This window comes from Bacillota bacterium, from assembly GCA_012518215.1.
GTDB lineage: Bacteria > Bacillota > Dethiobacteria > DTU022 > PWGO01 > JAAYSV01.
This window is the reverse complement of sequence record JAAYSV010000049.1, coordinates 75869-101820: the sequence shown is the minus strand read 5'-3', so window position 1 is coordinate 101820 and position 25952 is coordinate 75869. Positions and strand designations below refer to the sequence as shown.

Genomic DNA, 25952 nt, shown 5'->3' with positions numbered 1-25952 from the left:
ACTGTCGGTCAATATACTTTCAGAGGTATATTTGCAGCCTCCCGGGTCGAAAATGACTTCAGGGGGTTTTTATTTTGAGAAATTCCAATCAGTGGCGGCGTCTTGTATTTCTGCTATTGACCATGTCACTATTATTTTCATTACTGGTAACAAGATTGACTTTCATACAGATCATCAATGCCGAGGAATTGACCAGATGGGCAGTGCGGCAGCGTAGCCAGAGCATCATCCTGGGGCATGGGCGGGGTGATATACAGGACCGGAACGGAATATCCCTTATCAACGGGATCCGGGAGGAAGCCATCGTTGCTTTCCCTTCGATTTACCACGGTAAAGAAGATCTTCTCGCCCGAGGTTCGACTTCGAAATATTTCATGGATAAAATAATGTCTCCGCCGCATAGCCGATTCCCATTTATTGTGGAAAGGGGGGAGAGGGGAACACTGGCTTTCAAACCCGATACCTCCATCCCGGGGGTGGTAAAGGTTGGTGTGCAGGGAAGGTACAGCCCCCAGGTGCTGGCTGCACATGTGGTGGGACATATTCGTAACAGCGATGGAAAAGGGCAGAAAGGTATAGAACTTTTTTACGATGCCGAGCTTACGAGCGCACAGCCACCGATTCTTTCCGCCTTTGTCGATGGGAGGGAGAACCTTATCGAAGGGCTGGGTATAAGAATGCGGGGGGGCTCTTCCGGACAACATCAACCGTACAACGTGGTTCTGACCATAGATCACGACCTGCAGGAATATGTGGAAAGAATCATGGATGCCCATATCAGACAGGGTGCCGTGGTGGTGATGAATCCCTCCAACGGTGATATACTGGCTCTGGCCAGCAGGCCCAATTACCAACCGGGGCGGGTGGAGGATTACCTTGGCCGCAAGGATGGGCCGTTCAACAATCGGGCGACGATCTCTTACCAGCCAGGATCCATTTTCAAAATTGTTCTTTCCGCCGCTGCTTTTGAAGAGGGCCTGACTTCCCTGTTCAAAGAATACTCTTGCCACGGTTCGGTTGAATTGTCGGAGGGCAATATACCCTGTCCACATGTACACCCGCATGCTGAACTTACATTTACAGATGCTTTTGCCTATTCGTGCAATAGTACCTTTATTCACCTTGGCCAGGAACTGGGGGCAGAAATGATCGAACGGTACGCTCGAATCCTGGGGCTGGGCGAGGTGGCCGGGCTGCCGCTGGGAGAAGATGCCGGGTACATACCATCCGCCGGGAAGATCGAAACACAAATAGCCCTGGCCAATACATCCATCGGGCAAGGGCTCGTGCAGATCACCCCGATCCAGGCAGCACAGCTGATAGCCATCATTGCCAATGACGGGAAAAAGGTCAAGCCGCGCCTGGTTGACAGTATCACGGATTGTCACCATCGGACGGTCAAGCGTTTTCCCCATGACAGGGGAACGAGGGTGCTGAGTTATTCCACCGTCAACAAGCTCAAATATGTTCTGAACAGCGTTACCACGTACGGGACTGGCAAGGGTGCTGCCAATCCGAAGTACATGGTGGGGGGGAAGACGGGGACGGCGCAAAGCGGGAGACGGCGTGAAGGGCGTGAGGTGCTCAACCATTGGTTTGTTGGAATGGCACCACTGGAGAATTCCAGGGTCGTGGTAGTTGTTTTCATGGAGGAAAGGGGGGATCTTGGTGCTGCCGAAATCTTTCGGAGCATTGCCGGGAGGGCTGTGAGAGCCATCAGATAAAGCTGCCATCATCTGAAATCGCGGGCAATCTTCTGGATCGCCTTCTTTTCGATTCTGGATACATATGAACGGGAGATGCCGAGCATTCTGGCAATTTCTTTCTGCGTGCGCCGTTTCCTGCCAGAGAGGCCAAATCGCATGGCCAGTACCTGTTTCTCTTTACCGTGCAATTTTTTGTCTATGGCGGCGATGATCCTTTCGGAGAGAATATTCGCCTCAACTTCCTTCAGGACCGAATCCTCGTAGCTGAGTATGTCTTCAAATTTGATCTCGTTGCCATCATTGTCAAAACCCAATGGTTCCTGCAACGAGACTTCGGCCCTTTTCCTGGAAAGGGAGCGGAAGTACATCAATATCTCGTTCTCGATACAACGGGCTGCATAGGTGGCCAGACGGGTCCCGCAGTTGATGTCAAATGTATTGATTCCTTTTATCAGCCCGATCGTGCCGATGGAAATAAGGTCTTCCTTGTCAATGGTAGTTTCAAATTTTTTGATGATGTGAGCGACCAGCCTGAGGTTATGTTCAATAAGGACATTCCTCGCCTCCATGTCGCCTTCGGCCATTTTGAGAAGGTATTTCCTTTCATCATCCGTGGCCAAAGGCTGGGGAAAGGAATTGTGGGCATAATAGCCGATCAGCAAAAACAGCTCTTCTGCCAGAGCTGCAAGGGTGAACAGGAACACATGCAACCCTCCCCGTCTCACTGGCGGTTTATCCCTTTAAAAATCCGCACCTTAAAAGTATATGCACGGGGTCCTGAAAGTGTGACAACAAATATATTTTTTCCCGGCAACTTGAAGCGTCTGTTCTTTCAAATAGCCAATGGTATTTTTAAAAACTTCACAAATATGATGGTACATGTTACAATATTTTCACGATCAGGAAGGTTCATGAAATTTTACAAAAGGGAGAGATTTTATTGAAAAAGCTGAGTGTGTTCGCAATAACCATGCTGTTCTTGTTGACGGTCATGGCAGGGGGTTGTTCACCGGAGGAAACAGGTGTTGTTGACTGGATAAAATGGTTTTTTCAACAGAAAAGCGGCTTGCCCGTCTACAGTGGCACTGTACTTACCACCGGTGTAGAGAAACCGGTTACCATATATTATGATGAATATGGAGTGCCGCATATCTATGCAGAAAGCGAGTGGGACGTGGCCTTTGCCCAGGGATACGCACAGGCCAATGACCGTCTTTTCCAGATGGATCTTTTCCGCCGGGTTATATCCGGCACGCTGTCGGAGATCGTGGGGGGCAAAAGAGAAAGTACTGTCGAACAGGATGTTTTCAACCGTACCGTTGGCTATCGTCGGGCGGCCGAGGCCAACATGGGTGTTATTTCTGAAGAAACCAGGCTGATGCTGGATGGTTTTGCTGCCGGCGTCAATGCCTATATTGAAGACAATATCGATAATCTTCCCCCTGAATTTGTCCTTTTTGATTATGTTCCCGATGAATGGACTCCCGTTGATTCCCTGGCTATAGGGAAGATGATCGCCTGGTCGCTGGGAGGCAACATGGAGACGGAGCTGTTCCTGTATGCCCTGGGATCCAAAATCGGCGTGGACAGTGATAAATTCAAGGATATTCTCCCGGGCTATGCCGAATACGGGCCAACCATTGTAACCAACGCCACGGACAGGGATATTGCGGGCGCAGCCAGGCTGATAGAACTTTCCTGCCAGACCGGTTTCGGAGAGGCAGTTAGCGGGATCGGTTCCAACAACTGGGTGGTCAGCGGGGATTTGACCGAGAGCGGCGGTGCATTGCTGGCCAGTGATATGCACCTGACCCTGGATTTGCCTGCTATCTGGTTCATGAACCACCTCATCATTCCCGGTGAATTGAATGTTTCCGGGGTAATGTTCCCCGGGGTTCCGGGGGTTATTGCCGGATACAACGAGCACATCGCCTGGGCAGAAACCAACCTGGATCCTGACGTGATGGATCTCTATGAAATAAAATTCCATGAAAATGATCCTCACAAATATTTGTTTGACGGGGAATGGATCGATGCAGAGGTAATAGAAGAGACGGTGAAGGTGAGGGGGCAGGAGGACATCGAGCTGGAGATTATCGTGACCAGGCATGGTCCGGTTATATCTGATGCTGTGGGAATGGATACTCCCCTGAGCCTGCGTTGGATCGGCCTCGATGCTACCCCCAAAGCCGATGCTCTTGTAGAGATGATCCGGGCGAAAAATTTTGAAGAGTTCAGGGCGGCCACCAGGAGTTTCTGGACCCCTGCCCAGAATTTTGTTTATGCCGATACGGAGGGGAATATCGGTTATCTGGGAAATGGCAAATTTCCCATCCGTTCGTCCAAGCATGAACAGGAAGGCAACGGGCTTCTACCCGTGCCGGGGTGGAGCAGTGAATATGAGTGGACCGGATTTGTCGATATGGATGATATTCCCTACCTCTACAATCCTCCTTCGGGGATGATCGTTACCGCCAATCACCGGGTCGTCGAGGATGACTATCCTTACTTCATTTCCTATGAATGGACACATCCTTCCCGGGCTATCGGGATCACCAAGCAACTGAGAGAACGTGTTGACAGCGGGAACAAACTGACATTGGATGACATGAAGGCGGTCCAGACCAGTTACTACAATGATATGGGGGGCAAATTGGCACAGGAAATAATCGCCTCGCTGGAAAGAAAAGAATCGGAACTGGATGAGAAAGAGCTTCAGGCCCTGCAGACATTGAAAACATGGGCGAAAAATCCGCTGGACGAGGCAGATTCGGTCGGTGCTGCTATTTTCTGGAGGTTCTACTCCCTGTTTATCAAAAACGTTTATCTGGATCAGCTGCCGGCGGAACTTGAAGATCAAGCGTTCAGCTACAAGAGTATTATCAATGTCCTGGATCGCAACATCAGGACCGGCAGTTCGGCCTGGATCAGCGGGGATTTTGATGACACGGTAAGGGAAGTATTTGCTGAAACGGTGGCAGACCTTTCTGCCAACGTCGGCTCGGAGGTGTCTTCCTGGGAATGGGGCAAAATTCATCAGCATACCTTCAACCACTATATTGGTGCCGAGGTCAACCCCAAAAGGTATGACCGCGGCCCATTCAACGTGGGAGGAAACATTTCCACTCCCTGTGCGATGGGAAGTTTGCCTACTCCTGAAATACCCTTCGATGTGATGCTGGGGGCTCCCTATCGCTATCTCATCGACATGTCAAACCACGAGGCCTATGATATGCTTGCGATTGGCAACTCCGGCCATATTCGCAGTGAACATTATGATGACCTGCTGGATATGTGGCTGGCCGGCGAATACAAGCGGATGTGCTTCGAGAAGGAGGAAGTTACGGAAAAAGCAACCAGGGTTGTAACCTTGCAACCGGAGTAAAACGGAGGCCTTATCCCGGACTTGACGTTCGCGCGGTAAACGTTGTTCATGAGTGAGAGGAAAAATACAAAGTAGACAATTCTGCTCCCGGGCGGGGACATGCTCTGCCCGGGAGCGATTTATTTTCAGGACGATGTTGGCGTTATTCAAGCCCTGGCATTTCACCTTGCCCACCCGTATCAAGCCACGGTTGACTGCCGTACGAGAAAATTCCTTTGCCACGCGGCAGTCAAGAAGAGAGGCTCAACCCGCCAGGCTGCAATTTCCGGATCTTTGATGACAGCCACATGGCTATTTTCCTGCTTTTCCGTTTCTTCCTCTACGCTTTTTCACGGTGGGCTGCGGACTTTGTGGCCAGGCCATCATGGGCAATGAAGTAGAAGAACGGGAGAGGGAAATTCGGCTAGGGGGTTGGTTCACGGGCTATCCTCCGCTGCAATGAAGCGGAGATATAACTCCACATAGGGGTTTTCAAGCGGTTGAATTCAATGGTCACAGCAACCAGGGCTATTATCCAGGAGGCCATGTCAGAGATGGGGGCGGAGAACCAGATTCCATCCATACCCCAGAATTTATCCAGAATATAAACCAGGGGCAGGTAGAGCAGCAATTGACGGGAAAGTGTCAGTACCAGGGCAGGCAATCCACGTCCTGTTCCCTGAAAAAGAACCGAGGAGATGATCTGGAAGGAGGCAATGGGGATGGAGACGACCATGATGCGCAATGCGTAAGAAGCAATCTCGATCAGCTGGTAATCCCGGCTGAATATGCTGATGAAGAAGGGGGAAAAAAGAAAGAAAGGAAGGGAGATGGCAGTAGCAAAGATGAAAGCAACAAATGTCGCTTTAAGGAATGATTCGCGCACTCTTTTGTGGAGCCCGGCCCCGAAATTGAAACCGATGATGGTCAGAAGGCCCTGGGAGATGCCGATACAGGGCAAGATGATAAATGCCTGCAAGCGCATGATAATTCCGAGAGCGGCGATGCCCAGGTAATCATAGCCTCCAAGAATCCTGTTCACGAAAATAGTAGCCAGATTGAAGGCAATCTGTGTGAAGATCGCAGAGATGCCCACCCTGTATATTTCATAAATTATTTTCCAGCGGAGCAGGAACCATTTCGCTGCAATACGGACAACACTCTTGCCCGAAAGATAATAATAAGCAACGTAGAAGAGCACGATTGTGCGGGCAACGACCGTTGCCAGAGCGGCGCCCTTGATGCCCAGGTCCAGAACAAAGATGAAGATGGGATCGAGGATGATATTCAGCACCGCACCGGCGATCATGATCTTCATGGACATGACCGGGTTCCCTTCACCGCGGATGATATTGTTGCTCATCATCATCAGGAAGACGGTGGGAGCCCCCCACAAAATTATGGAAAGATAATCGTATGTGGCCGAAAATATCTCGGGGGTGGCACCGAACATGGTGATCATATCTTCCAGGTAGAAAATGCCGATAAAGATGATAACGAGACTGAGCAACAGTGCCAGGGAGAAGGACTGACTGGCTGTTTTGCTGGCCTCCCTGTAATCACCGGCACCTAGTTGACGTGAGATAAGGGATGAGGCCCCCACGGCGGTGCCGATGGCGATGCCTCCCATCAACATTTGCACGGGGAAGGATACGGAGAGGCCGGCGATGGCCTCGCTCCCCAGAAAGCCGACGAATATGGTGTCGATTATATTGAATGATGCGTTTACTAGCATGCCCGTGGTAGCCGGAAGGGAATATCTCCAGATCAGGGTGAAGATATTTTCCTCCAGCAACTCGGTGCGGTTATCGTTTACTATCTTGTACACCCCATTAGATCAGGCTTTTTGAGAAAGAAAAGAACAAAAACCCGATATCTCCCTGCGATATTCTTCCTCGCAGCGGGAAAATATGTCTTCCCCGATGTCACCCCTGGAGTTTATACGGTAAATGGCAGACCCTCTTATTCCTTCCCTGCTCAGTTCCTGCAGGGCCAGTTCTTCTCTTTTACTTGCAGCCTCTTCCAGTAGCTTTTTCAACTTTGCCTGACGCTGCCGGAAAATGGCATTCAACTCTTCTGTCGCCTCCAGGATAACTTTATCGGAGGTCAGGTGATGGATCATATTTATGATTTCCGTTGTATTGGAAAGATTGATGCCTCCGGCAATGCTCTGAAAAAAAACTTTTTCCACGGCATTCATGACATCCTGCGGATAGCGCTTGAGAGATTGCATTATTTTTTCTGCGTCGGTTCTGTTTTCAATGAGTGCGGAAGCCAGTACTTTGGCCGCCTTTATGTACTCGCCGTGTTTTTCAACGGCATTGCTATCGATGTCTATTTTTTTGATTTTTTCCATGGCAATCTCGGCTGCCGATCTGATCTTGTCCATATTGGATCTCCTTTGCCCCTTTTTCCCAGAATGTGCTATAATTATTACATTATATCAGAACGAAGCAATGATGTTAAGGAGGGATTGTTGTTGTTGTTGACGGAAAAGCTATTCTGGTATCCCTGGGGGGGGTACGGAAATAACTGCAATACATATCTTTTGGCGGGAGAGAAGAATATCCTTGTTGATCCCGGTCACCTGAGGAATGAATTTGGTGAAGATTGCATGGAGCAGTTAAGAAAAAAAATTGAAAAAGACGGTTTTTCTTTCAAAGATATCAAGCTGATCATCTGCACTCACGGCCATCCGGACCATTACGAGTCGGCGCCGGCGATCAGGGAAGAAAGCGGTGCGCGTATCGCGGTGCACAAGGAGGAGGAGTACCTGCTTGACGCGATGGCCAGAATATATCATGAACGGGGTGGAAACACCTCTGTCGATCTGGCCCCGGATATTTTCCTTCAGGAAGGAGATCTGGAGGTGGGGGACACGGTCTTGAAAGTGTTGCATACCCCCGGGCACTCACCGGGCTCAGCCTGTTTTTATCACTACAAGGAAAAAGCACTGATCAGCGGCGATACCGTTTTCAGATCCAGTATCGGGCGCACAGATTTTCCGGGCGGCGACATGGAATTGATGAAAGAAAGCATTGAAAAACTGTCTCTCATGGAAGAGGAAATCCAATGGTTGCTGCCAGGGCACATGGATATGGTTTCCGGGCCGGAAAACATTGACCGTAATTTTTCCACCATCAAGAGTTATTTTTTCTAGAAAGATGTGAAACAGGGTTTTCAGAATGAGGCCGTGGGGGGGTCCTTTGTTTTTTTAAAACCGGAAAGCAGGAAGAGTGTCGTCATCACCAACACGATCGTGGCTCCTGACGGGAAGTTCAAGAAGTAGGATAGAAGCAGACCACCGATACAACCGACCAATCCCGTGAGCAGGGAGGCAACAAGCATACCCCGATAATTTTTGCATAGACGATAACCGGTTGCTGCCGGAATGACAAGCAAGGCGGAAGCAAGAACGACACCGGCGATCTTTACAGAAACCATGATCGTCACTGCCATGGCCACCAACATACCCAGATAAAGAGGCATGACCGGAATGCCGCCCACCAAAGCCATCTCTTCGTCAAAGCAGATCGCCAGCAACTCCTTCAGGAAAAAGCCGATGAAAAGCAGAACCGCCACCGTTACCGTTCCCAGCAGGTAGAGATCGGCTGATGTAACAGCGAGGATATTCCCGAAAAGCAGGGAGAAGAGTTCAGGATAGTATCCACTGGCAAGGCTGATAAGGATGATGCCAATTCCCATACCTGCCGAGAACATGATGCCGATGGCAGTGTCTTCAGCAATTTTTCGTCGATGAGTTGCAAGGCCCGTGGCCAGAGCAACGATTATGGCAAACAGGATACCGGTCAACATTGGATTTATCCCGGTTACCAGGCCCATGGCGATACCCCCGAGCGCTGAATGGGAAAGGCCAACACTCAGGAAAGAAAGTCGTTTAAGTACCACCAGAAGGGAGACGGCGGAGCATAGTACACCGATCATCACCGAGGCGATCAGGGCCCGTTGCATGAAGATAAAAGAAAAAATATTATCCATGTTAGCCATCACTTCCTGTTTCGGGAGGGCTTTCGTTCTCTGGCCTTCGGGGGATGTTGTTCGTCAACTTTTTTCCATGTTCCAGAACGTCATACTGACAACGGAAAAGTTCACCAAGGCGGGAATCGCCAAGTACTTCGGATGGATTTCCATGGATATGCATGGAATTGTTGATACAGATGATCGAATGTGTTGAATGGGCAATACTCATGAAATCATGAGAGACCATCATGACGGTAAGGCCCAGATGCCTTTGCAAATTTTCCAGCAGGACAAGAAAATTTTCCCGGGCAACCGCATCGAGCCCCGAAGTAGGTTCATCGAGCAGGAGCAACTCCGGTTTACCAATAATAGCCCTGGCCAGGAGGATACCTTGCTGCTGCCCTCCGGAAAGAGTGTAGAATGGATAGTCGGCGCAGTCAGCCAGACCGACCTTTTCAAGGGTCTCGGTGATCTGTTTCCGCCGGGATATTGAAAAACCCGACCCGGGACGATGACCGAGCAAGCCCATGGAGACCACATCGGCAGAGGAAACAGGAAACCTCGGCTCAAAAGTGTTCGTCTGGGGGATATATCCAATCAGACGGCGTTTTTTACCAAGGTGTGCAGGGTTGACCCCAAAAACAAGGACTTCCCCCCGCTCAAATTTTACCAACCCGAGGACCGTTTTTAAAAGGGTGGTTTTACCTGCCCCATTGGGGCCGATAACCCCGATCATCTCTCCTCTGTTTACTTGAAAAGTTATCTTTTCCAGTATCTTAACCCCGTCAATGTTGATGCAAACATCCCTGAATTCTACAATGACACGGCTGGAGGACATTGTCGGTTTTACCTCCCGTACATTTTTTCGAATTCATTCCCGGAATCCTTCCGCTATCAAATCGGTGTTGTAGCGCATAAGTTCCAGATAGGAGCTCCTGCCCGGGATGCCCTCGCCCCCCACGGGGTCGAGCAGCGAAACGTGGCCGCCTATTTCGGCAGCAATACTCTCGGCCATGGCAGTGTTCGTTTGCGGTTCGGCGAATATGGTGGTTATTGCATGTTCCCTGGCAAGATCTATCAGTTCAGCAACCCACCGGGGCGAAGGTTCTTCACCCGGATGTTCGGAGATAACCGCTGTTTCCTCCAATTCGTAGCGTGCCGCAAAATATACCCAGGCAGAATGGTAGGAGATAAAAGAACGTCTCTTCAGCGAGGTGAAGCGTTTGTTTATCTCCCGGTCGAGTGCGGTCAGTTCTAGCTGATAAGCGGCACTATTTTCTGCAAAACATTCTTTCATTTGCGGAAGGGCATGTGACAGTTCCTCGGTAATGATCGGAACGATATGATCGCGTACCAGCAAGGGGTCGAGCCAGATGTGGGGATTTTCAACGCGCGCCGAATCATGTTCCGGAAAGGGCAATACTGACTCATGCATGTTTTCCATGAGGCGGGTGAGTTGGGGTTTTCGCTCTGCCGCTGCATCGGAAAGTTTCGTGGCCCAATCATCAAGCCCGCCGCCGATGCAGAAAAATATATCTGCTTGCGAAGTATTTTTAACCTGTGATGCGGTGGGTTCGAAAGTATGGGGATCTGCTCCGGGGGGGAGAAGGCAGGTCACGACAACGTAATTTCCACCAATGTTTTTGATTATATCAGCGATGGGAAAGATAGTGGCCATGACCGCTATCTTGCCGTTTCCATCCGGGCAAGCATCATGATGGTCATGGCAACCGCAGGCTGCCACGGCGATCAAGGCGCAGAACGCAACCATGGGGAAAATCATGGAATGGAGGGAACGATGGTTACGAATCGATTTCAAATTTTGCACTCCTTTCATTAACATCCTGACACCATTTTGGCAGAACAGAAAATGACAGATACCCGTTCTTTCTGTATTGATGGTTCCTGTTTCCCCTGATTCAGAGCAACCAACAGCCCCGCTCCGCCCACGCATCTGTCATGGCAGAGGAAAAACAATCTCCATCAGCAGCATTCAAGTTGATTGCCGGGGTCCGGATAACTGTGGGGTCCCCTCCTGTAAAGCAGTGAGCTACCGGCTCTCCCCGTATAAAACAGGTTCCCATCATTGCCATCTCCCTGGTACAATGATATTGCCATCACCTCTTCGTGATGACAGGTAGCAATTTTGTATCGATACCCCGGCAATTGTTTTTTAAAAAAAGGTTTAAAAACGGGTTGTATAGAAATATGTATTACTTGAAGGCAAATTATATTTTGGTTCGCAAGGGAGGATAAGCTCATGTTGGAAAAAAAGAATGTACTGAGAGGAATCACTGTATTTGCTCTTTTTTTGAGCCTGGTTTCTTTAATTTACGGGATCATTTATGTTGCCATGCCGGGGAAGGCTCCTTTTTTGAATTTCTTTGGTGTTCTGATCCTGCTGGCTTTCACGACCAACATTCTGGTTGTCTATCTGAACAATCTGTGGGGTGCAAGCGGCAAGCTGAATGCCTTCGGGACATTCTATCTGCTTTTTTTCTTCGTGGCCATACTGGGAATCTGGTTCGGTAACCTGCAGGCAACCAACACGCTTGACAATGTGGATTTCAACCGTACCATGCTCCTTGCAGTCTACCCATCATTTTTCGGTATTCTGGGCTTCGGGATCATCCATCTGCTCATGACCCTGGCCGGGATTTCCGATGATTTTCCCATCAGGAAGCGTTTTTCGTTGGAGGAGATAGATCAGAAAACCCCATTCCTGAAGAAGATTCTCCTGCTGCTGATCTACATCCTGTATCTTCCCTCGTTCTTCCTGGCGTATGTTTTGCTGACTTGCTATTTCGGCATGACCCAGATCCTCGTCTGTCAGTTTGGCATATTCTGGGCCTTTTATTTTTTCACTCTGGCGTTGTTGATATTGAAAATTTACAAGAAGACACCGAGCGGGCTGCGTTATCTGACGGGCATAACCGGCCTGGCCATTTTTATCATCTTTCTATCCCCGTTGTTTGCGATTCCACGTGCTTCCACCGCGGCGGAAGCCAATTTTGCCGCTGCTTTCGGGGAGGGGTGGCGCGCGGAAATTGATCCGTCGGACGAAGTTCTATTCCTGCCGAGCAAGATCTCCATTCCCGCATATTTTCTTGGAACACCACCGGTTGATTTTATTTACGAGCAAGACGTTCTTTTCTATGAAGGTACGGAGGGGGTGGACGAAGGGATACGCCTGTATTTCGATGTTTTCATGCCGGCCGAAGACAACCCCGATCTTCCCGGTTGGGGTTCAACCCTCATCCGCGTTCACGGTGGGGCATGGATAGCCGGGAGCAAGGGTGTTTTCAACATGATGCCCATGAACAAATATCTTGCCTCCCAGGGCTACACTGTCTTCGATGTGGAATACGGGCTTTCGGACCGCATCGATCTGCTCATGCTCAATGAAATGTATGATTTTATCGGTTTTCTGAACAAAATTGAAATCCCGGAGGCAGCTCTCTCTGTTTTATCACTGGGAGCACCGGAGTATCTGACCGGCCCATTTTCTCTTGACGACATGGTACGCCACCTGGGCATCTTCAGCTATTATCTGGAGGAACATGCCGCAGAATATGGCGCCAATCTGGATTCTGTGTTTATTTCCGGGGGGTCTGCCGGCGGGCACTTTACAACGGCCATGGCTCTGGCTATCTCCGGCGGGCAACACCAGGAACTATTCAGTCCTGAACTTGACATCAAAGGTTTTATCCCCTTTTATCCTGCAAACAAGGAGCAGCTCATCTTCGAGAAGCTGGGGGGAGCAGACGAGTGGAAAGATGTGGAACTGCTCGTGGAGAAGGACAGCCCCCCCTGTTTGATCTATCAGGGGATGAAAGATGGCATGGTTGCATACGAGACCTCGACTTCTTTCCAGGAGAGGTACAGGGAAGCGGGGAACAACGATTGTGCGATCATCTATCTGCCTCTGGCCGCCCATGCCAGTGATTTCTATTTCAACGGATATTTCAATCGCCTGTTCCTTTATTACATGGAACGTTTCATGGTGATGCAAAAGTAAGGAAAGATACGGTTCAGGGGAGCGGTTCTTCTTTACCTGTTCCGATCGTTACGGTGTTGGATTCAGGTGTGAGTATATGTATCCAGGTATTCCCCGGGGCAATCTTGAGCGGCTGCCCGCCTTCAAGGGTAAAACGGGTCTCTGTATCAAAGCTACCCTTTGACCATTGCAGGTTCCGGGAATGTCCGTTGCTGACGTGCAGCCCTTCCCCGTTTCCCACCAGGGAATATTCCCGGTGTACATTGGAAATAAGCCTTGCAGGCACGTACTGAATGATGACATTCTGCACGATGAGTTGCCTGTTGTCCTGCCCGTCGACATGGGGTTGGCCGTTGATAAAACGACGGTAGCCTTTTTCGCCTTCATCCCAGCGATAGAGCACACGATTGTAATTGCTGAAGTTGATCCCTATTTCTTCCGCGGAACCGAAGGTTTCTCCTTCGCTTTCGCTGATTTCCCAGAGCGGGGCCTGCCGGGTAGGCCGGTACAGCTGATAATGTTTGGCTCCGTCTATCATCCTGTCCATGTCGGTAAACAGGTTGTGGGGAGGGCGAAGGGTGTTTTCACGAAAAAAATAGGCGGGATTGGGTTGTTCGTCAAGATGATCATAGCCCTTTTTTCGCAACAATTCCACGCTCTGCCTTGATGATCCACAGTGGGCTACCACCGCATCGTTTTCTCTGGCCAGATGGGCATAGTAGGGGCGGATACTGCGTACGGGGCCAATCTTCCCCTCGTATTTATGGTGAAAGACGGCCAGAAACCGTGTGATTCCGCCCTCGGCAATGACCTCGTAGACGTAGGAGGCAACTTGCAAATTATGTTGCGGCCGGGCCTGTTGATGGTTATCGATCATCGCGGCAAGCGGGCGTTCCAGGAGTTCCCCTTCCATGGGAAGTCCGGTATACGGTGATAAAAACGGCTTGTTCTCCGTCTTGTCCGGAGGAGGTTCGTTCATCACTTCATCAGGTTTATGATCGGAAGGGAAGAGAAAATGATTGCCGATGATAAACAGTGCCAGCAGGGCAAGGAGAACGCAACTACCTATGACCAGTTTGCTTTTTAGCGGTGTGGGCAAGAGATTATCCCCTTTCATCATGTATTGGAATGATATCTAATTTTACCATTTACTGCCCCTGCTGTTCAAAGATGTTGCAGAGTCTTAAAAATCTCATCCTTTTCTTATCTCCACTTAATTTATGCTATAATAGAAAAAGTTAATTTATGGAGGTAATATATTGGGAACGCTCATTACTACTCATGCCCATGTTGATTTTGATGCACTGGCTTCAGTAGTAGCGGCTCGAAAAATATACCCCCGTGCGGTGATTCTTCTTCCCGGGCAGATCAATTGCAATGTCCGTTCATTTCTCAATCTTTACCGGGATTATCTGCCTTTGATCGAGACAGACCTCCTATCCGACCATTATCGTCTGGTTGTACTGGTCGATACACGCCGACCTTCGAGGCTTCACAGGAAAATCGGAGGGTTTCTGGATCGGGGCGCGGATCTGCACATCTACGATCACCATCCGGACCGGAAAAAAGACCTCGTTGGAAGCAAGATGGTGGTTGAACCCGTGGGTGCCACTGTCACGCTGTTGCTGGAGGAAATAAGAAACAGGAAATTACCCATCACCGAACTCGAGGCAACGATCATGGCCATGGGCATCTACGAGGACACCGGTTACCTGACCTTCAGTTCCACCACGCCCAGGGATGTCGAGGCCCTGGCTTATCTCTGGAAACAGACTATCAACCTGGATGTTATACAAAGTTTTTTGCAGAGGCCGCTCACTGCCGGCCAGAAGACCCTTCTGGAAAAATTGATCATGCAGACTGAATTTATCAACATAAACCAGCGTAAAATATTGTTCAGCTGGGCCTCCGCGGAAAGCTACATCCTGGGAATTGCAGATCTGGTTCACCGGCTTTCATCGCTGGAGGATGTGGAGGCGGCTTTCTGCCTTGTCAAGATGGAGGGTAAGATACATGTTGTGGCGCGTTCCTTCAATGAAGATATAAATCTGTTGGGTATCCTGAATTTCTGGAAAGCCGGAGGGCATTCCAGCGCAGCTTCGTTGACGCTGAAGTATGATTCAATATTTCGCGCGCGCCGGGAACTCATGGAATTGCTACGGCTCAACGTGCCCCCACCGTTGACGGCCCGGAATATCGCTTCTGCCCCCGTTAAAACAGTTTCTGTAGATACCTCGGTCAGGGAAGTGATGCAATTGCTTGAAAAATACGGACATAGCGGCTTTCCTGTAATGGACAATGAAAGGAAGCTTGCCGGGGTTGTCTCCCGCAAGGATCTACAGAAAGCTATCCGGCACAAGCTCGGTCATGCCCCGGTCAAAGCTTTCATGAGCAAAAAGGTAATCACAGCCGCTCATGACCAGTCGATCAGAAGCCTTCGCCGCCTGATGATCGATTACAATATCGGACGGATTCCCATTTTGGACGAGAAAGGCGGATTGTGCGGCATGGTAACCCGCACCGATATCCTGCGTTCACTCTACAGGATGGATGCGGAACGGGTCGATCTTCACAAACGGTTGGCCAACGTCGAACAGTACCCGGAAGCAGCCACGGCAGATAAAAATATAGAGGGGCTGAATGATCTTACTTCGTATATCAACCGAAAACTTTCACCAGGGATACAGAGGCTTCTTCTTTTGATAAGCCAGAACGCAGAGAAGGAGGGGAGCAGTGTTTATCTGGTGGGCGGTAGCGTCAGGGATATTCTGCTGGGCTCTTTCAAGCCGGGAGATCTGGATATCGTGGTCATCCCCGAAGCGATACCTTTTGCCCGGAAAATAAATGATATTCTCAAGGGCCACCTTCAAACTCACGATCCATTTGGCACGGCTTCAATCACGATGAAAGATGGGGTAAGGATTGATCTGGTAACCGCTCGCAAGGAATTCTATCCCACACCTGCGGCACTTCCCGAAGTGGAGGCCTCGGGCCTGAAAAATGACCTTTTCCGGCGTGATTTTTCTATCAATACGCTGGCCTGTTCCCTGAACAAGAATTCATTCGGCAAGCTATACGATTATTTTGGCGGATTGCAAGATCTGCAAGATGGTGTCATAAGAGTTCTCTACCATCTGAGTTTTGTCGACGATCCATTGAGAATACTACGCGCGATCCGTTTTGAAAAAAGGTTCAATTTTGAAATCGAAGAGCAGACACGACAATTCATCGAAAATGCTGTGGAAAAACGTATATTGATGCGAGTGAGCAGGACCCGGCTCAATGCCGAGGTCAGGTTGATATTCCACGAGAATGATCCTCCGGCTATCTTGAAACGGCTGGAAGATTTCGACCTGTTCTCTTTCATATTTCCCAACCTGGAACCGGATTTGCAGAAGTGGGAACTCCTGGAGGAGGTCAGGGAGACCGTGAACTGGGCAGGGAAAAGGCGGTGGGAAAAGGAACCTGACCCCGAAATAATATATCTGTCTGCATTGTACCACGATCTCCCTCCGGAGACGATACGTTTCATGGGGCACCGCATGCACTATTCTCGCAGCAAGATTGAAACCATGGTGTTGTCTTCCACTGTCCCGGAAGCAATTGAAAAATTGAGCCATGAGTCACCGGGCCCGGGTGAAGTGTTCAATGTACTTGATCCACTGCCACCGGAGACATTGCTGTTGCTGAGAGCTGCAGCTCCCAACCAACGGATAAAGGATTACCCCCAGTTTTATTGGGATCATCTCCACAAGGTGATTCCACAACTGCAAGGCAAGGATCTCAAGGAAATGGGGATCAGGCCCGGCCCTATCTATGGTGAAATCTTGAAGGGGCTCAGGGAAGCAGTTCTGGATGGGCGGGTCCGCTCGGTGGAAGAAGAGCGGAATTTTGTTTTTTCATATCTTGATCGGGACGGGGGAGGCAGATGACCTGTATTCTTTTATTTCCCGGGTTGGCAAGGTCTTGCAGGCCAACCTGAAGGGGTATATGACAGTATCCCCAGGAGGTTGGGGTTTTTCATCTGTCAGAAGAGGGATATTTTTGCCCATGAAATAAAATTGCGGGAGGAATTCAACGGCTGCTGGATGCCGGCGCAGAAGAAAAGGAGCCTTGCCAGTGCGAATATTATCCAATCCTGAAATACTGATTGCCATTGTACCGTCGTTGTTGATTGCTCTTACATTTCATGAATATGCCCATGCCCGCGTAGCCTATGCTTTCGGCGATACGACGGCAAAAGACATGGGAAGGATGACCCTGAACCCTGTTTCACACCTCGATCCCATCGGTACCCTGATGATCCTGATCGTCGGTTTCGGATGGGCACGGCCGGTTCCCATAAACCCCGGGCGGTTCCGGGATATACGTCGCGGCCTGTTGTGGGTTTCCCTGGCCGGTCCGCTGGCCAATCTGTTGCTGGGCTTTGCCGCTACACTGATATTTTCCTTTCTGATTGGCCATGGTGTGACCAACAGTCTTCTGCTCCTGTTCATGCAAACATTCATTCAGTTGAATATCATCCTTGCCATTTTCAATCTGTTGCCCTTGCCGCCCCTTGATGGTTCCAAGATAGTTGTCTCCATCGCTTCCGGTTCCGTTGCCAATTTCTACCGCAGGATAGAACCGTATGCGGGGATTATCCTCATAGCTCTGGTTCTCTTCGGGGGGTTGGGGAAAATATTATGGCCGCTGACGGAATGGACGATGAACCTCTTTGACCGGATCAGCTTTCAGATCGTGAGGTTCCTGTTGTTCTAGAAAGAAAACAAATGTTATAATCTTGGTATGGTTTGCATTGAACGGTTTTTCCATGTAGATAAAATAAGGACCGAGGTGTGATTGTTTATGGCTTCCAAAAAAGTGATGCTTAGCGGGATGCGCCCCAGTGGATATTTGCATCTGGGGAATTATCTGGGCGCGCTGCAAAATTGGGTCAAATTGCAGGATGAATATCGTTGTTATTTCTTCATTGCCGATTGGCATGCGCTGACCACGGAATACGAACACTCATCCCGGATAAAGGAAAATATCAGGGAGATGGTACTGGATTGGCTCAGTGCAGGTCTGGATCCCGACCGTGCCGTCATCTTCCGCCAATCGGATGTAAAGGAACATGCCGAGCTCCATCTTCTATTTTCCATGTTCACGCCCATTTCCTGGCTGGAAAGGTGCCCGACATTCAAGGAAGCACTCCGGCAGATCGAGGGCAGGGAGCTCCATACACACGGATTTCTAGGTTATCCCTTGCTTCAGGCAGCCGATATTCTGATTTACAAGGCGGACGCCGTGCCGGTAGGCGAGGATCAGGCTCCCCATGTGGAATTTACCCGGGAGGTGGCCCGCCGTTTCAATCACCTCTACCAGCCTATCTTTCCCGAACCTGCTACCAGGTTGAATCATTACCCACTGATACCGGGTGTCGATGGTCGAAAAATGAGCAAGAGCTATGACAATTATATCCGGCTGACAGAGGAACCGGAGGAGATTTCCAGAAAAGTGAGCATGATGTTGACTGACCCGGGAAGGGCGCGGCGAAATGATCCCGGAAACCCGGAAATTTGCCCCGTGTATACGTTTCACCGGGCGTTCGATGGTGAAAACATCGAACGGATTGCGGAAAATTGCCGTACCGCCAGGATAGGGTGTGTGGAATGCAAGGAACGGCTATCCCGAAAACTGATTTCTTTCCTGGAACCGATCTACGAGAAGAGGCGGGAACTTGAAGGATGGCCTGCCTATCTGGAAAAGGTGCTTGAACACGGAGCCCAGACGGCCCGGCGCGTGGCCGGGGCTACCATCGAAGAGGTGCGTGAGGCGATGGGGATCTAGGATCGACGCAACAGAGCATCAAAGACAGGAGCTGGTCTATTTGGGGTACATAATCAATTTGCCCGTTTTCGAAGGCCCATTTGATCTTCTCTATCATCTCATCAAAAAACAGGAGATCGATATCTGGTCCGTCTCCATAGCCGAGATCACCGCGCAATATCTGGACTATATAAGGCTGATGGAAGAATTCAACCTAGAGATCGCCAGCGATTTCCTGGTCATGGCGGCGACTCTGCTCAGATTGAAGTCAAAGCTGCTCCTTCCCGCCAGGCATGGCCTTGCGGAGGAAGAAGAAGACGCTGTCCTTTCCATCAACAGCAGCGAGGAACTGATCCGGCGGGTGTTGGAATACCGTGAGTTCAAGGATCCTGTCCGTTTTCTACGTGATCGGGAGGAGGAACAGCAGAAGATCTATTTTCGCTCTACCGGCCGGGCCAGGGTACTCTATATCACGAGGCAGGATTCTTTTCTTTTCCATGAAGATCTGGCAGCGGTGTTGTTCAATGCCCTGGAAAGAAAAAAGGCCAGGCTTCAGAGGGAGAAGTCAAGACCGTCAATTTCCCTGGTTGATGAATACCTGATCAAGGACAGGATCAAGAATATCATGCATGAACTGAAACAGAAAAGGGAAGCTGTCTATCTGGAAACCCTTTTCAATACAGGCAGGATAAGGGAAATAATTGTTACTTTCATGGCCGTTCTTGAACTCGCCCACCGGCGGGAAATCAGATTGTGGCAGCAGAGGAATTTCGGCCCGGTCCTGATCGAGCTTTACCGGGAGAACGGCAAGGAGAGGACTTAAACAAATGGAGAATGTTCATAAGATAGCGGTCATAGAGGCTTTGCTTTTTGTCCGGGAGGAACCACTGAAACTGAAAGAGATTGCTTCCATACTGGACGTTTCGGTGGAAGAAGCTTCTGTACTGATGGCGGAGCTGGATCGAGATTTTCACAGCGCCCATCGCGGTCTGCAAGTAGTGAACATCGATGGGGGATATCAGCTTGGTACCAAGCCCGATGTGGCTCCCTTTCTGGAAAAAATGTTTTACAAGGAGACGCTAGGCAACCTTACCATTGCCGCGCTGGAAGCGCTTGCGATCATCGCCTACAAGCAGCCGGTTACCCGTCTGGAGATAGAAGCTATACGCGGGGTAAATTCCGATGGCGTTCTTGACAACCTTGCACGCAGAAGGCTGATCGAGGTGAGCGGGCGCAAGGACACTCCCGGCAAACCCATGCTTTATTCCACAACCCCCGAATTCCTCAAATACTTTGGATTGAAAAATTTGGATGAACTGCCTCCCCTGCGCAAGGAAGGTCATTGATTTTCAAGAGGTTCCACACAACCCGACTCGGCCCCATCGCCATATCAAGGTTGATCTTTTCCCCGCCCCGGCCTACCCGGGCCTGGATGCCAGAATTCTTTTTTGTCCGCGGACAGGGAAGTTATTATCCGGCCCATTTCCATGCGGGTTATTTCCCCATCTTCGATTGATCGGGAGAGCCGGGGTACCCCGGCAGCACCGGGGAAAGGATATGACCACGCCGATTGTATAACAACCAGCAGAAGTCCCCAAAATAATCATAAATGATATTTTCACCGAATAATAATTATCATTGATCCGGGTAGAGGGTTAAAACAAGGGGGCTTATCCGTGTCCTTTATCGATCGGGGGGATCCTGCAAAGAAAAGAATGGCAGGCAGAAGCGGCGTTATCTTGATTCTCCTGTTCCTGATGTTTTCTCTTTCTGGCGTTGCTACCGGACAGGAAAACGATGTAGGGGAGACAATGCAAAAACCTGCCGTGTCTGCCGCATCGGCGGTGGTGATGGATCACCGAACTGGCCGCATACTGTACAGCAAGGGAATGAACCAGCAGAGATATATCGCCAGTACCACAAAAATCATGACGGCCATCATCGCCATCGAAAAAGGAAGATTGAAAGAGGTCGTCGTCGTCAGCGAAAGGGCAGCTTCGACAGGCGGATCTTCCATCTGGTTGGAAAGCGGGGAGAAAAAGACTCTCGAGGAATTGCTGTACGGGCTGATGCTGCGTTCGGGAAATGATGCGGCGATAGCTATTGCCGAACATATTGGCGGCAGCGTGGAAGAGTTCGTGGCACTCATGAACGAGAAGGCCCGTGAGATAGGCGCGGAGAAGACTTTTTTTGAAAACCCTCACGGACTCCACCACAAAAAGCATCGTTCCACGGCTTACGATCTGGCCCTGATATCCTCATATGCGATGAAAAATGAAATTTTCCGCCGCATAGTGGTTGCCCCGCGGGCCATCATAACCTGGCCGGAACATGAATGGGACCGTATTTTGCACAATCAGAATCGGCTGTTGCAACTTTATGACGGTGCAGATGGGGTCAAAACAGGTTGGACTACCCCGGCGGGAAGATGTTTTGTCGGTTCCGCTTTCCGTGAGGGACAGCGCCTTATCGTGGTTGTTCTTGATGCCCCTGATATGTGGGAAGATGCCAGCCTCCTGCTAGATTACGGTTTTGCTGCCTACAAGGTGGAACTCCTGATTGCTGCCGGACAGGTCATCAAGACGGTACAGGTTGATAAGGGATTGCAGGAGCAAGCTGCGGTGGCCGCGGGAGCCAGCTTTTATTACCCGCTCGCGGCTGGCGAACTTCCGGAAGTAAGATATAGATTTTGCCTTGAGGAACCGTATCGCGCCCCATTGAAAAAGGGAAAGAAGATTGGCACGTTGGAAATAATGTTTCATGATAAAATTATCGGATCGGTCGACCTGGTTGCCGGGGAAGGGGTCAGCCGCGCTCCTTTTTACAGGCCTTTGCTCGAACTATGGGAAAAGGTAATGCACTGACGTTGCGGAGGGAAACAGCATGGTCAACTACCTCTGGGTGGCGATGATCTGCCTGGCGATCATCGTTGCCGGTATCAACGGGCGGATCGATATCATTACCGCCAGTCTGTTCAAGTCCGCTGAAAACGCGGTGGCGGTGGCCATCCTGCTCGTGAGTGTAATGACTTTCTGGTTGGGGATAATGAAAATAGTTGAAAAGTCCGGCCTTATCGATGCGGTCAAATCTTTTCTGCGGCCACTGGCTTTGTTTCTGTTCCCCCGCTTGCCGCATGAACACCCGGCCATGAATGCTATTTTGATGAACATGAGTGCCAACCTGCTGGGGATGGGCAATGCTGCTACCCCATTCGGAATCAAGGCTATGGAAGAAATGCAGAAACTTAACGAACATCCCGCCAGGGCATCGGACGAGATGTGCACTTTTCTGGCCATCAATACCTCCAGTCTTACCATCCTGCCTTCAACAATAATCGCTTTGAGGGTAGCCAACGGTTCTGCCAACCCCACGGAAATCGTGGGGACTACCATTATTGCTACCTTCTGTTCCGTTACAGTGGCCCTCTTTTTTGACCGTCTTCTCAGACGACGAAGGGACCGGAAGTGATGTTTTTCAAGACGATTGAATTGGTTTCGGCCTGGATCATACCGGCGTTTTTGATTCTAACATTCTGTTATGGCCTCGGGCGCCGTATCAATCTTTTTGAAGTATTCATCGAGGGGGCCAAGGAAGGTTTTCCCATGGCTATCCGCCTTGTACCTTACCTGGTTGGTATGTTGGTAGCCATCGGGTTGTTGCGTGATTCCGGGGCGATGGATCTGCTGGCTCGCCTTCTTGCCCCATTGCTGAATATTCTGAACATACCGGTTGATATCATCCCCCTGATGCTGATGCGCCCCGTCTCCGGTAGCGGGGCTCTGGCGGTGACCACCGAGATACTGCAGATACACGGGCCTGATTCGTTTCTGGGGCGACTTGCTTCCACCATGCAGGGCAGCACCGACACTACCCTCTTTGTGCTGACCGTCTATTTCGGTGCCGTGGGCATCAGCCGTTCCCGCCATGCCCTTGCCGCAGGGTTGCTGGGGGACCTGGGCGGTTTCATCGCTTCCATCATCGTATGCAAAATTTTCTTTTCCTGAGCAGGAGAGCATGCCGGGGAGGCCTCCCTTTTTTGATCTGTATCCCTGTTTGTGTCGATGGTATTCAATTGTGATAAAATGATGATAATGTTTTGATCGTCGGCAAGGAGGCTGTCCACATTGAGGCTGGCAAAATATCTGGCTGCCGCCGGAGTAGCATCCCGGCGCCGCGCGGAGGTAATGATCCGCGAGGGGCTGGTCAAGGTAAATGGCCAGACCGTGGTCATTCCGCAGACCCTCGTTTCCCCGGACGACAATGTACTTGTTCGGGGTCGCAAGGTCAAGCTACCCCGGTCTTTCACCTATGTTTTGCTGCACAAACCGCCCGGTTACCTGACGACGATGAATGACCCGCGGGGCAGGCCCACGGTCAATGAGTTGCTGGATGGCTTGAAGGTGAGGGTTTACCCTGTCGGAAGGCTCGATCGGGATGTAAGTGGGGTACTGCTTTTCACCAATGACGGAGAACTTGCCCATCGACTGGCTCATCCTCGTTATGGTGTAAAGAAAACCTACCGGGTGAAGGTCAGGGGTATACTGTCCCGTGCAGATCGGAGAAGCTTGCGCAGAGGGATAATGCTGGAGGAAGGGCGGACTGCGCCGGCAGAGGTCAGCAGAGTGCGGCTGGATAGAGGTTCCAACTGCAGTATTTTTGACCTGACACTTGTACAGGGGTGGAAACGGCAGGTGAAAAGGATGTGCCTTGCCATTGCTCATCCGGTCATCCGCCTGGAAAGAACCTGTTTTGCATTCCTGGGAACGGGGAAATTGCCACCGGGCAGTTACCGGCACCTCGATGCTGGCGAGGTTGCCAGACTTCGCGAACTGGTGGGCCTCGAGATGCTACCCTGAATTGCCCGTTCCTGGCCAGGGGAGGAATTGTACTTTTGGAGATCATCATTATTCTAGTCATCGGCGTACAGGTGTTGCTGACCGGTATTTTGATCAGATACAAGATGTTTTCCGATCACGAAGGCGGGCAACTTTCTCCCCAAAAAAAGCAGGAAGCAACAGGAAAATCAAGGTTTGCAGGGATTGTCTTGATTTTTGTCGGTGTCCTTTCCTTTCCGGCAGCACTTCTGATCTACCTTCTACCGACAATCCGCCATATTCTTTTTTACATTTATGCTTTGGGTATCATCCCGGCGGGGGGAATATGGATCCACCTCAACGTGCGAAGATGATCGACCGGTGCGGGCATATATACAGCGATTTTAAGGAATATTAACGGATATTGTAGTAATCTTAAACAATATGCCCCTTTTCAGGCAGGATATTTGTTGAACCTTAAAGAAACCAAAAATGAGCTGGAAGGAATGCGTGTCTGGGTGTACAATGCTGCGAAAAGGGGTGGTGAGCTTGTTCAATCTCGAGAAGGAAAAAAATGTAGATTTTTTGATCCTGCACGGGGATCTTAAAAATGAACAACAAAGGGATCGTTATAGCTGGGAGAAGGACGATCAGGAAGAGGCCCGAACAGGAACGGGTCAGGAACAACCGGAACAGCCATTATATCCGAACACGCAAGCATGGGTAGAGGAGAAGGTGCCGGACGTGAAAGGGTTGAAGAAGATTCGTTTGAGAGTACGTTATGATTACCGCGGAACAACTGCCAGGGGGCGTTTTTTCTTTGGAAAGAAAACGACCGAGGAGGTAGCCGAGGAGATAAGGGAACAGAAGATGATGTTATGGCAGAGCATTCCCATGCAGGGCATTCAGGTCGAAGATATAAAAGTGCTGGATATATACACGTTTATCGAGTACCATGACGGGGTTGATGAAGAGGTTTCCTATGCACCGATAGAAATAACGATCACTGCCGATTCATTGGAAGATTGCATCCATGTAATTTCGCGGGAGGAGTTCCGCCGTGTGGCAATCCTTGAACCGACATCAATGCAACTTGATGCCAGAGACATCGAGAAGTTGTTTTTCAAGTTTAGCCAATATATAAAAGCTGTGCACGAGGAGTATCGCTAGCGGGAAGTATACAAACAAGGTATAAAAAACCCCCTTTAACGTAAAAATTAATGGAGAGGTTAAAGGGGGTTTCGTGTCATGAACAGATGGTTCGGACGTTTTTCGCGCCGGGTAGAAAATTATGTCTTTTATTTTACGGTTATTTTCATCATCTTGATGGTGTTGATACAGGCCCTGATGATCAACAGTGACGTGAGGCAGTACCTGAGCCGGGTTGATGTCCTTGAAGGGGAGCCGTACACGCATCTTCACGGTGAAGGAGATACGCTTGATGAAACGGAAAAAATGACCGGAGCCGGAAGTGGCACGTTTCAGCCCCCCATGGAGATAACGCTGAAGGCACTGGCACCTCAAACACGCTTGAAGATCATGATCAACGGGGAAGAGAGGGCTATAATGTACGATGAACCACTGACGGTCACTGTTGAGGCCGGGGATCTTGTTGAAGTGGAGAGTGATGAAAACTGCAACAAACCGGCAAGAATACGGGTCATAGGGGCGGTGGGATTGCAGCAGCCCAGGGTAGGTGACGAGATCATCGTTCTGGGAGACAACCAGTTGATCGGTTGGGCCATACCCGAAGATTTCACAAACATTGAAGATTAAATCCTTGTCAAAGCAAGAATAATGTTATATTATATTGCTGCTACAGGTTGTTTCGGTTACGGTCGCAAGGAGAGGTAAAGGATCTATCGAGTTGGTGAACTTGAGAGAGTGGAACAGTTTATGGTCAGGGGAATAAGAGGAGCCATCACAGTCAGGGAAAATTGTAGTGCGGAGATCATTCAGGCGGCGCAAGAGCTTATGGAAGAGATGACCGGTGCGAATGGAGTGCAGTTAGAGGACATCGCCGTAGTATTGTTTTCATTAACCTCCGATTTAAACGATGTTTTTCCCGCCGAAGCGGCCAGAAGAGCCGGCTGGAAAGACGTCCCTCTTTTTTGTTGCCGGGAGATAGATGTACCCGGAGCCTTGGAAAGATGCTTGAGAATATTGATTCTAACCAATACAAGTCTGAAACAAAGTGAAATCAAGCACATTTATCTGCGTGAGGCAAAGATTCTGAGAGAAGATATATAAAACACCTGGTTTGTCCAACCATGGTGTTT

Annotated in this window: 25 protein-coding genes; 18 read left to right on the top strand and 7 right to left on the bottom strand. The window is 50.0% G+C overall.

What is annotated here, in order from left to right; all coding sequences use genetic code 11:
* Nucleotides 1-74 precede the first annotated feature (74 nt).
* Nucleotides 75-1724, top strand: a complete 1650-nt coding sequence (locus tag GX364_08100) for a penicillin-binding protein 2 (GenBank protein NLI70807.1) — start codon at nt 75-77, stop codon at nt 1722-1724.
* A gap of 8 nt (nt 1725-1732) precedes the next feature.
* On the opposite strand, the gene sigK is transcribed toward GX364_08100, so the two are convergent.
* The gene (sigK, locus tag GX364_08095; GenBank protein ID NLI70806.1) at nt 1733-2416 is read right to left on the bottom strand and encodes an RNA polymerase sporulation sigma factor SigK; all 684 of its coding nucleotides are present in this window, start codon (nt 2414-2416) and stop codon (nt 1733-1735) included.
* Nucleotides 2417-2646: 230 nt separating this feature from the next.
* Between sigK and GX364_08090 the strand changes: the two genes are divergently transcribed.
* Entirely contained in the window at nt 2647-5091 is a 2445-nt protein-coding gene (locus GX364_08090) for a penicillin acylase family protein (protein NLI70805.1), read from the top strand.
* 215 nt (nt 5092-5306) lie between these two features.
* On the top strand, nt 5307-5471 hold the full coding sequence (locus GX364_08085; GenBank protein ID NLI70804.1) for a hypothetical protein: 165 nt from the start codon (nt 5307-5309) through the stop codon (nt 5469-5471).
* Between the two features lie 23 nt (nt 5472-5494).
* Here the strand turns inward: GX364_08085 and GX364_08080 are convergent, their stop codons facing one another.
* The gene (locus tag GX364_08080) at nt 5495-6898 is read right to left on the bottom strand and encodes an MATE family efflux transporter (GenBank protein NLI70803.1); all 1404 of its coding nucleotides are present in this window, start codon (nt 6896-6898) and stop codon (nt 5495-5497) included.
* A 9-nt stretch (nt 6899-6907) separates the two neighbouring features.
* Nucleotides 6908-7459, bottom strand: coding sequence for a hypothetical protein (locus GX364_08075; GenBank protein NLI70802.1), 552 nt, complete (start codon nt 7457-7459; stop codon nt 6908-6910).
* A gap of 90 nt (nt 7460-7549) precedes the next feature.
* On the opposite strand from GX364_08075, the gene GX364_08070 reads away from it, so the two are divergent.
* On the top strand, nt 7550-8230 hold the full coding sequence (locus GX364_08070; GenBank protein ID NLI70801.1) for an MBL fold metallo-hydrolase: 681 nt from the start codon (nt 7550-7552) through the stop codon (nt 8228-8230).
* A gap of 20 nt (nt 8231-8250) precedes the next feature.
* On the opposite strand, the gene GX364_08065 is transcribed toward GX364_08070, so the two are convergent.
* Genes GX364_08065 through GX364_08055 form a run of 3 tightly spaced genes read right to left on the bottom strand, consistent with a single transcriptional unit; the run spans nt 8251 to nt 10870 of the window.
* Nucleotides 8251-9078 (bottom strand): metal ABC transporter permease, encoded by an 828-nt coding sequence (locus tag GX364_08065; protein NLI70800.1) that lies wholly within the window; start codon nt 9076-9078, stop codon nt 8251-8253.
* The gene (locus tag GX364_08060) at nt 9071-9889 is read right to left on the bottom strand and encodes an ABC transporter ATP-binding protein (GenBank protein NLI70799.1); all 819 of its coding nucleotides are present in this window, start codon (nt 9887-9889) and stop codon (nt 9071-9073) included. The genes GX364_08065 and GX364_08060 overlap by 8 nt, the downstream gene beginning before the upstream one ends.
* Before the next feature lie 33 nt (nt 9890-9922).
* Entirely contained in the window at nt 9923-10870 is a 948-nt protein-coding gene (locus tag GX364_08055; GenBank protein ID NLI70798.1) for a zinc ABC transporter substrate-binding protein, read from the bottom strand.
* A gap of 441 nt (nt 10871-11311) precedes the next feature.
* Here GX364_08055 and GX364_08050 point away from each other — a divergent pair, with 441 nt between their 5' ends.
* A complete protein-coding gene (locus GX364_08050) occupies nt 11312-13069 on the top strand; it encodes an alpha/beta hydrolase (protein NLI70797.1) in 1758 nt (585 codons plus the stop codon).
* Nucleotides 13070-13082: 13 nt separating this feature from the next.
* Here GX364_08050 and GX364_08045 read toward each other — a convergent pair whose 3' ends face one another.
* Nucleotides 13083-14147, bottom strand: coding sequence for a DUF3048 domain-containing protein (locus GX364_08045; GenBank protein ID NLI70796.1), 1065 nt, complete (start codon nt 14145-14147; stop codon nt 13083-13085).
* Between the two features lie 160 nt (nt 14148-14307).
* Between GX364_08045 and GX364_08040 the strand changes: the two genes are divergently transcribed.
* The 13 genes from GX364_08040 to aroH all read left to right on the top strand — a co-directional run bounded on the left by GX364_08040 (nt 14308) and on the right by aroH (nt 25923).
* Nucleotides 14308-16980 carry a CBS domain-containing protein gene (locus tag GX364_08040; GenBank protein ID NLI70795.1) on the top strand — a complete coding sequence of 891 codons (2673 nt, stop codon included), beginning with the start codon at nt 14308-14310 and terminating at the stop codon, nt 16978-16980.
* A gap of 193 nt (nt 16981-17173) precedes the next feature.
* Nucleotides 17174-17809, top strand: a complete 636-nt coding sequence (locus tag GX364_08035) for a site-2 protease family protein (GenBank protein NLI70794.1) — start codon at nt 17174-17176, stop codon at nt 17807-17809.
* A gap of 87 nt (nt 17810-17896) precedes the next feature.
* The gene (trpS, locus tag GX364_08030) at nt 17897-18880 is read left to right on the top strand and encodes a tryptophan--tRNA ligase (GenBank protein NLI70793.1); all 984 of its coding nucleotides are present in this window, start codon (nt 17897-17899) and stop codon (nt 18878-18880) included.
* A 40-nt stretch (nt 18881-18920) separates the two neighbouring features.
* A complete protein-coding gene (locus GX364_08025; protein NLI70792.1) occupies nt 18921-19682 on the top strand; it encodes a segregation/condensation protein A in 762 nt (253 codons plus the stop codon).
* Between the two features lie 4 nt (nt 19683-19686).
* The gene (gene scpB / locus GX364_08020; protein NLI70791.1) at nt 19687-20205 is read left to right on the top strand and encodes an SMC-Scp complex subunit ScpB; all 519 of its coding nucleotides are present in this window, start codon (nt 19687-19689) and stop codon (nt 20203-20205) included.
* 330 nt (nt 20206-20535) lie between these two features.
* A complete protein-coding gene (locus GX364_08015; GenBank protein NLI70790.1) occupies nt 20536-21723 on the top strand; it encodes a D-alanyl-D-alanine carboxypeptidase in 1188 nt (395 codons plus the stop codon).
* Between the two features lie 19 nt (nt 21724-21742).
* Nucleotides 21743-22327, top strand: coding sequence for a nucleoside recognition protein (locus GX364_08010; GenBank protein ID NLI70789.1), 585 nt, complete (start codon nt 21743-21745; stop codon nt 22325-22327).
* Complete coding sequence (locus GX364_08005) at nt 22327-22863, top strand: spore maturation protein (GenBank protein NLI70788.1); 537 nt, start codon at nt 22327-22329, stop codon at nt 22861-22863. The genes GX364_08010 and GX364_08005 overlap by 1 nt, the downstream gene beginning before the upstream one ends.
* Nucleotides 22864-22983: 120 nt before the next feature.
* A complete protein-coding gene (locus GX364_08000) occupies nt 22984-23715 on the top strand; it encodes an rRNA pseudouridine synthase (GenBank protein NLI70787.1) in 732 nt (243 codons plus the stop codon).
* A 35-nt stretch (nt 23716-23750) separates the two neighbouring features.
* The gene (locus tag GX364_07995; protein NLI70786.1) at nt 23751-24047 is read left to right on the top strand and encodes a hypothetical protein; all 297 of its coding nucleotides are present in this window, start codon (nt 23751-23753) and stop codon (nt 24045-24047) included.
* Nucleotides 24048-24198: 151 nt separating this feature from the next.
* Nucleotides 24199-24843: a hypothetical protein gene (locus tag GX364_07990; protein ID NLI70785.1), complete on the top strand. Its 645-nt coding sequence runs from the start codon at nt 24199-24201 to the stop codon at nt 24841-24843.
* 78 nt (nt 24844-24921) lie between these two features.
* Nucleotides 24922-25449, top strand: coding sequence for a hypothetical protein (locus GX364_07985; GenBank protein NLI70784.1), 528 nt, complete (start codon nt 24922-24924; stop codon nt 25447-25449).
* Nucleotides 25450-25569: 120 nt separating this feature from the next.
* Nucleotides 25570-25923 carry a chorismate mutase gene (gene aroH, locus GX364_07980; GenBank protein ID NLI70783.1) on the top strand — a complete coding sequence of 118 codons (354 nt, stop codon included), beginning with the start codon at nt 25570-25572 and terminating at the stop codon, nt 25921-25923.
* Nucleotides 25924-25952: the final 29 nt, after the last annotated feature.

Excerpts from the sequence above, each read along its gene's own strand:
- GX364_08065 (NLI70800.1), bottom strand. The coding sequence starts at position 9,078 with ATGGCTAACATGGATAATATTTTTTCTTTTATCTTCATGCAACGGGCC.
- aroH (NLI70783.1), top strand. The coding sequence starts at position 25,570 with ATGGTCAGGGGAATAAGAGGAGCCATCACAGTCAGGGAAAATTGTAGT.
- GX364_07990 (NLI70785.1), top strand. The coding sequence starts at position 24,199 with ATGCTGCGAAAAGGGGTGGTGAGCTTGTTCAATCTCGAGAAGGAAAAA.
- GX364_08075 (NLI70802.1), bottom strand. The coding sequence starts at position 7,459 with ATGGACAAGATCAGATCGGCAGCCGAGATTGCCATGGAAAAAATCAAA.
- GX364_08060 (NLI70799.1), bottom strand. The coding sequence starts at position 9,889 with ATGTCCTCCAGCCGTGTCATTGTAGAATTCAGGGATGTTTGCATCAAC.
- GX364_08010 (NLI70789.1), top strand. The coding sequence starts at position 21,743 with ATGGTCAACTACCTCTGGGTGGCGATGATCTGCCTGGCGATCATCGTT.
- trpS (NLI70793.1), top strand. The coding sequence starts at position 17,897 with ATGGCTTCCAAAAAAGTGATGCTTAGCGGGATGCGCCCCAGTGGATAT.
- GX364_08050 (NLI70797.1), top strand. The coding sequence starts at position 11,312 with ATGTTGGAAAAAAAGAATGTACTGAGAGGAATCACTGTATTTGCTCTT.
- GX364_08005 (NLI70788.1), top strand. The coding sequence starts at position 22,327 with ATGTTTTTCAAGACGATTGAATTGGTTTCGGCCTGGATCATACCGGCG.
- GX364_07985 (NLI70784.1), top strand. The coding sequence starts at position 24,922 with ATGAACAGATGGTTCGGACGTTTTTCGCGCCGGGTAGAAAATTATGTC.
- scpB (NLI70791.1), top strand. The coding sequence starts at position 19,687 with ATGGAGAATGTTCATAAGATAGCGGTCATAGAGGCTTTGCTTTTTGTC.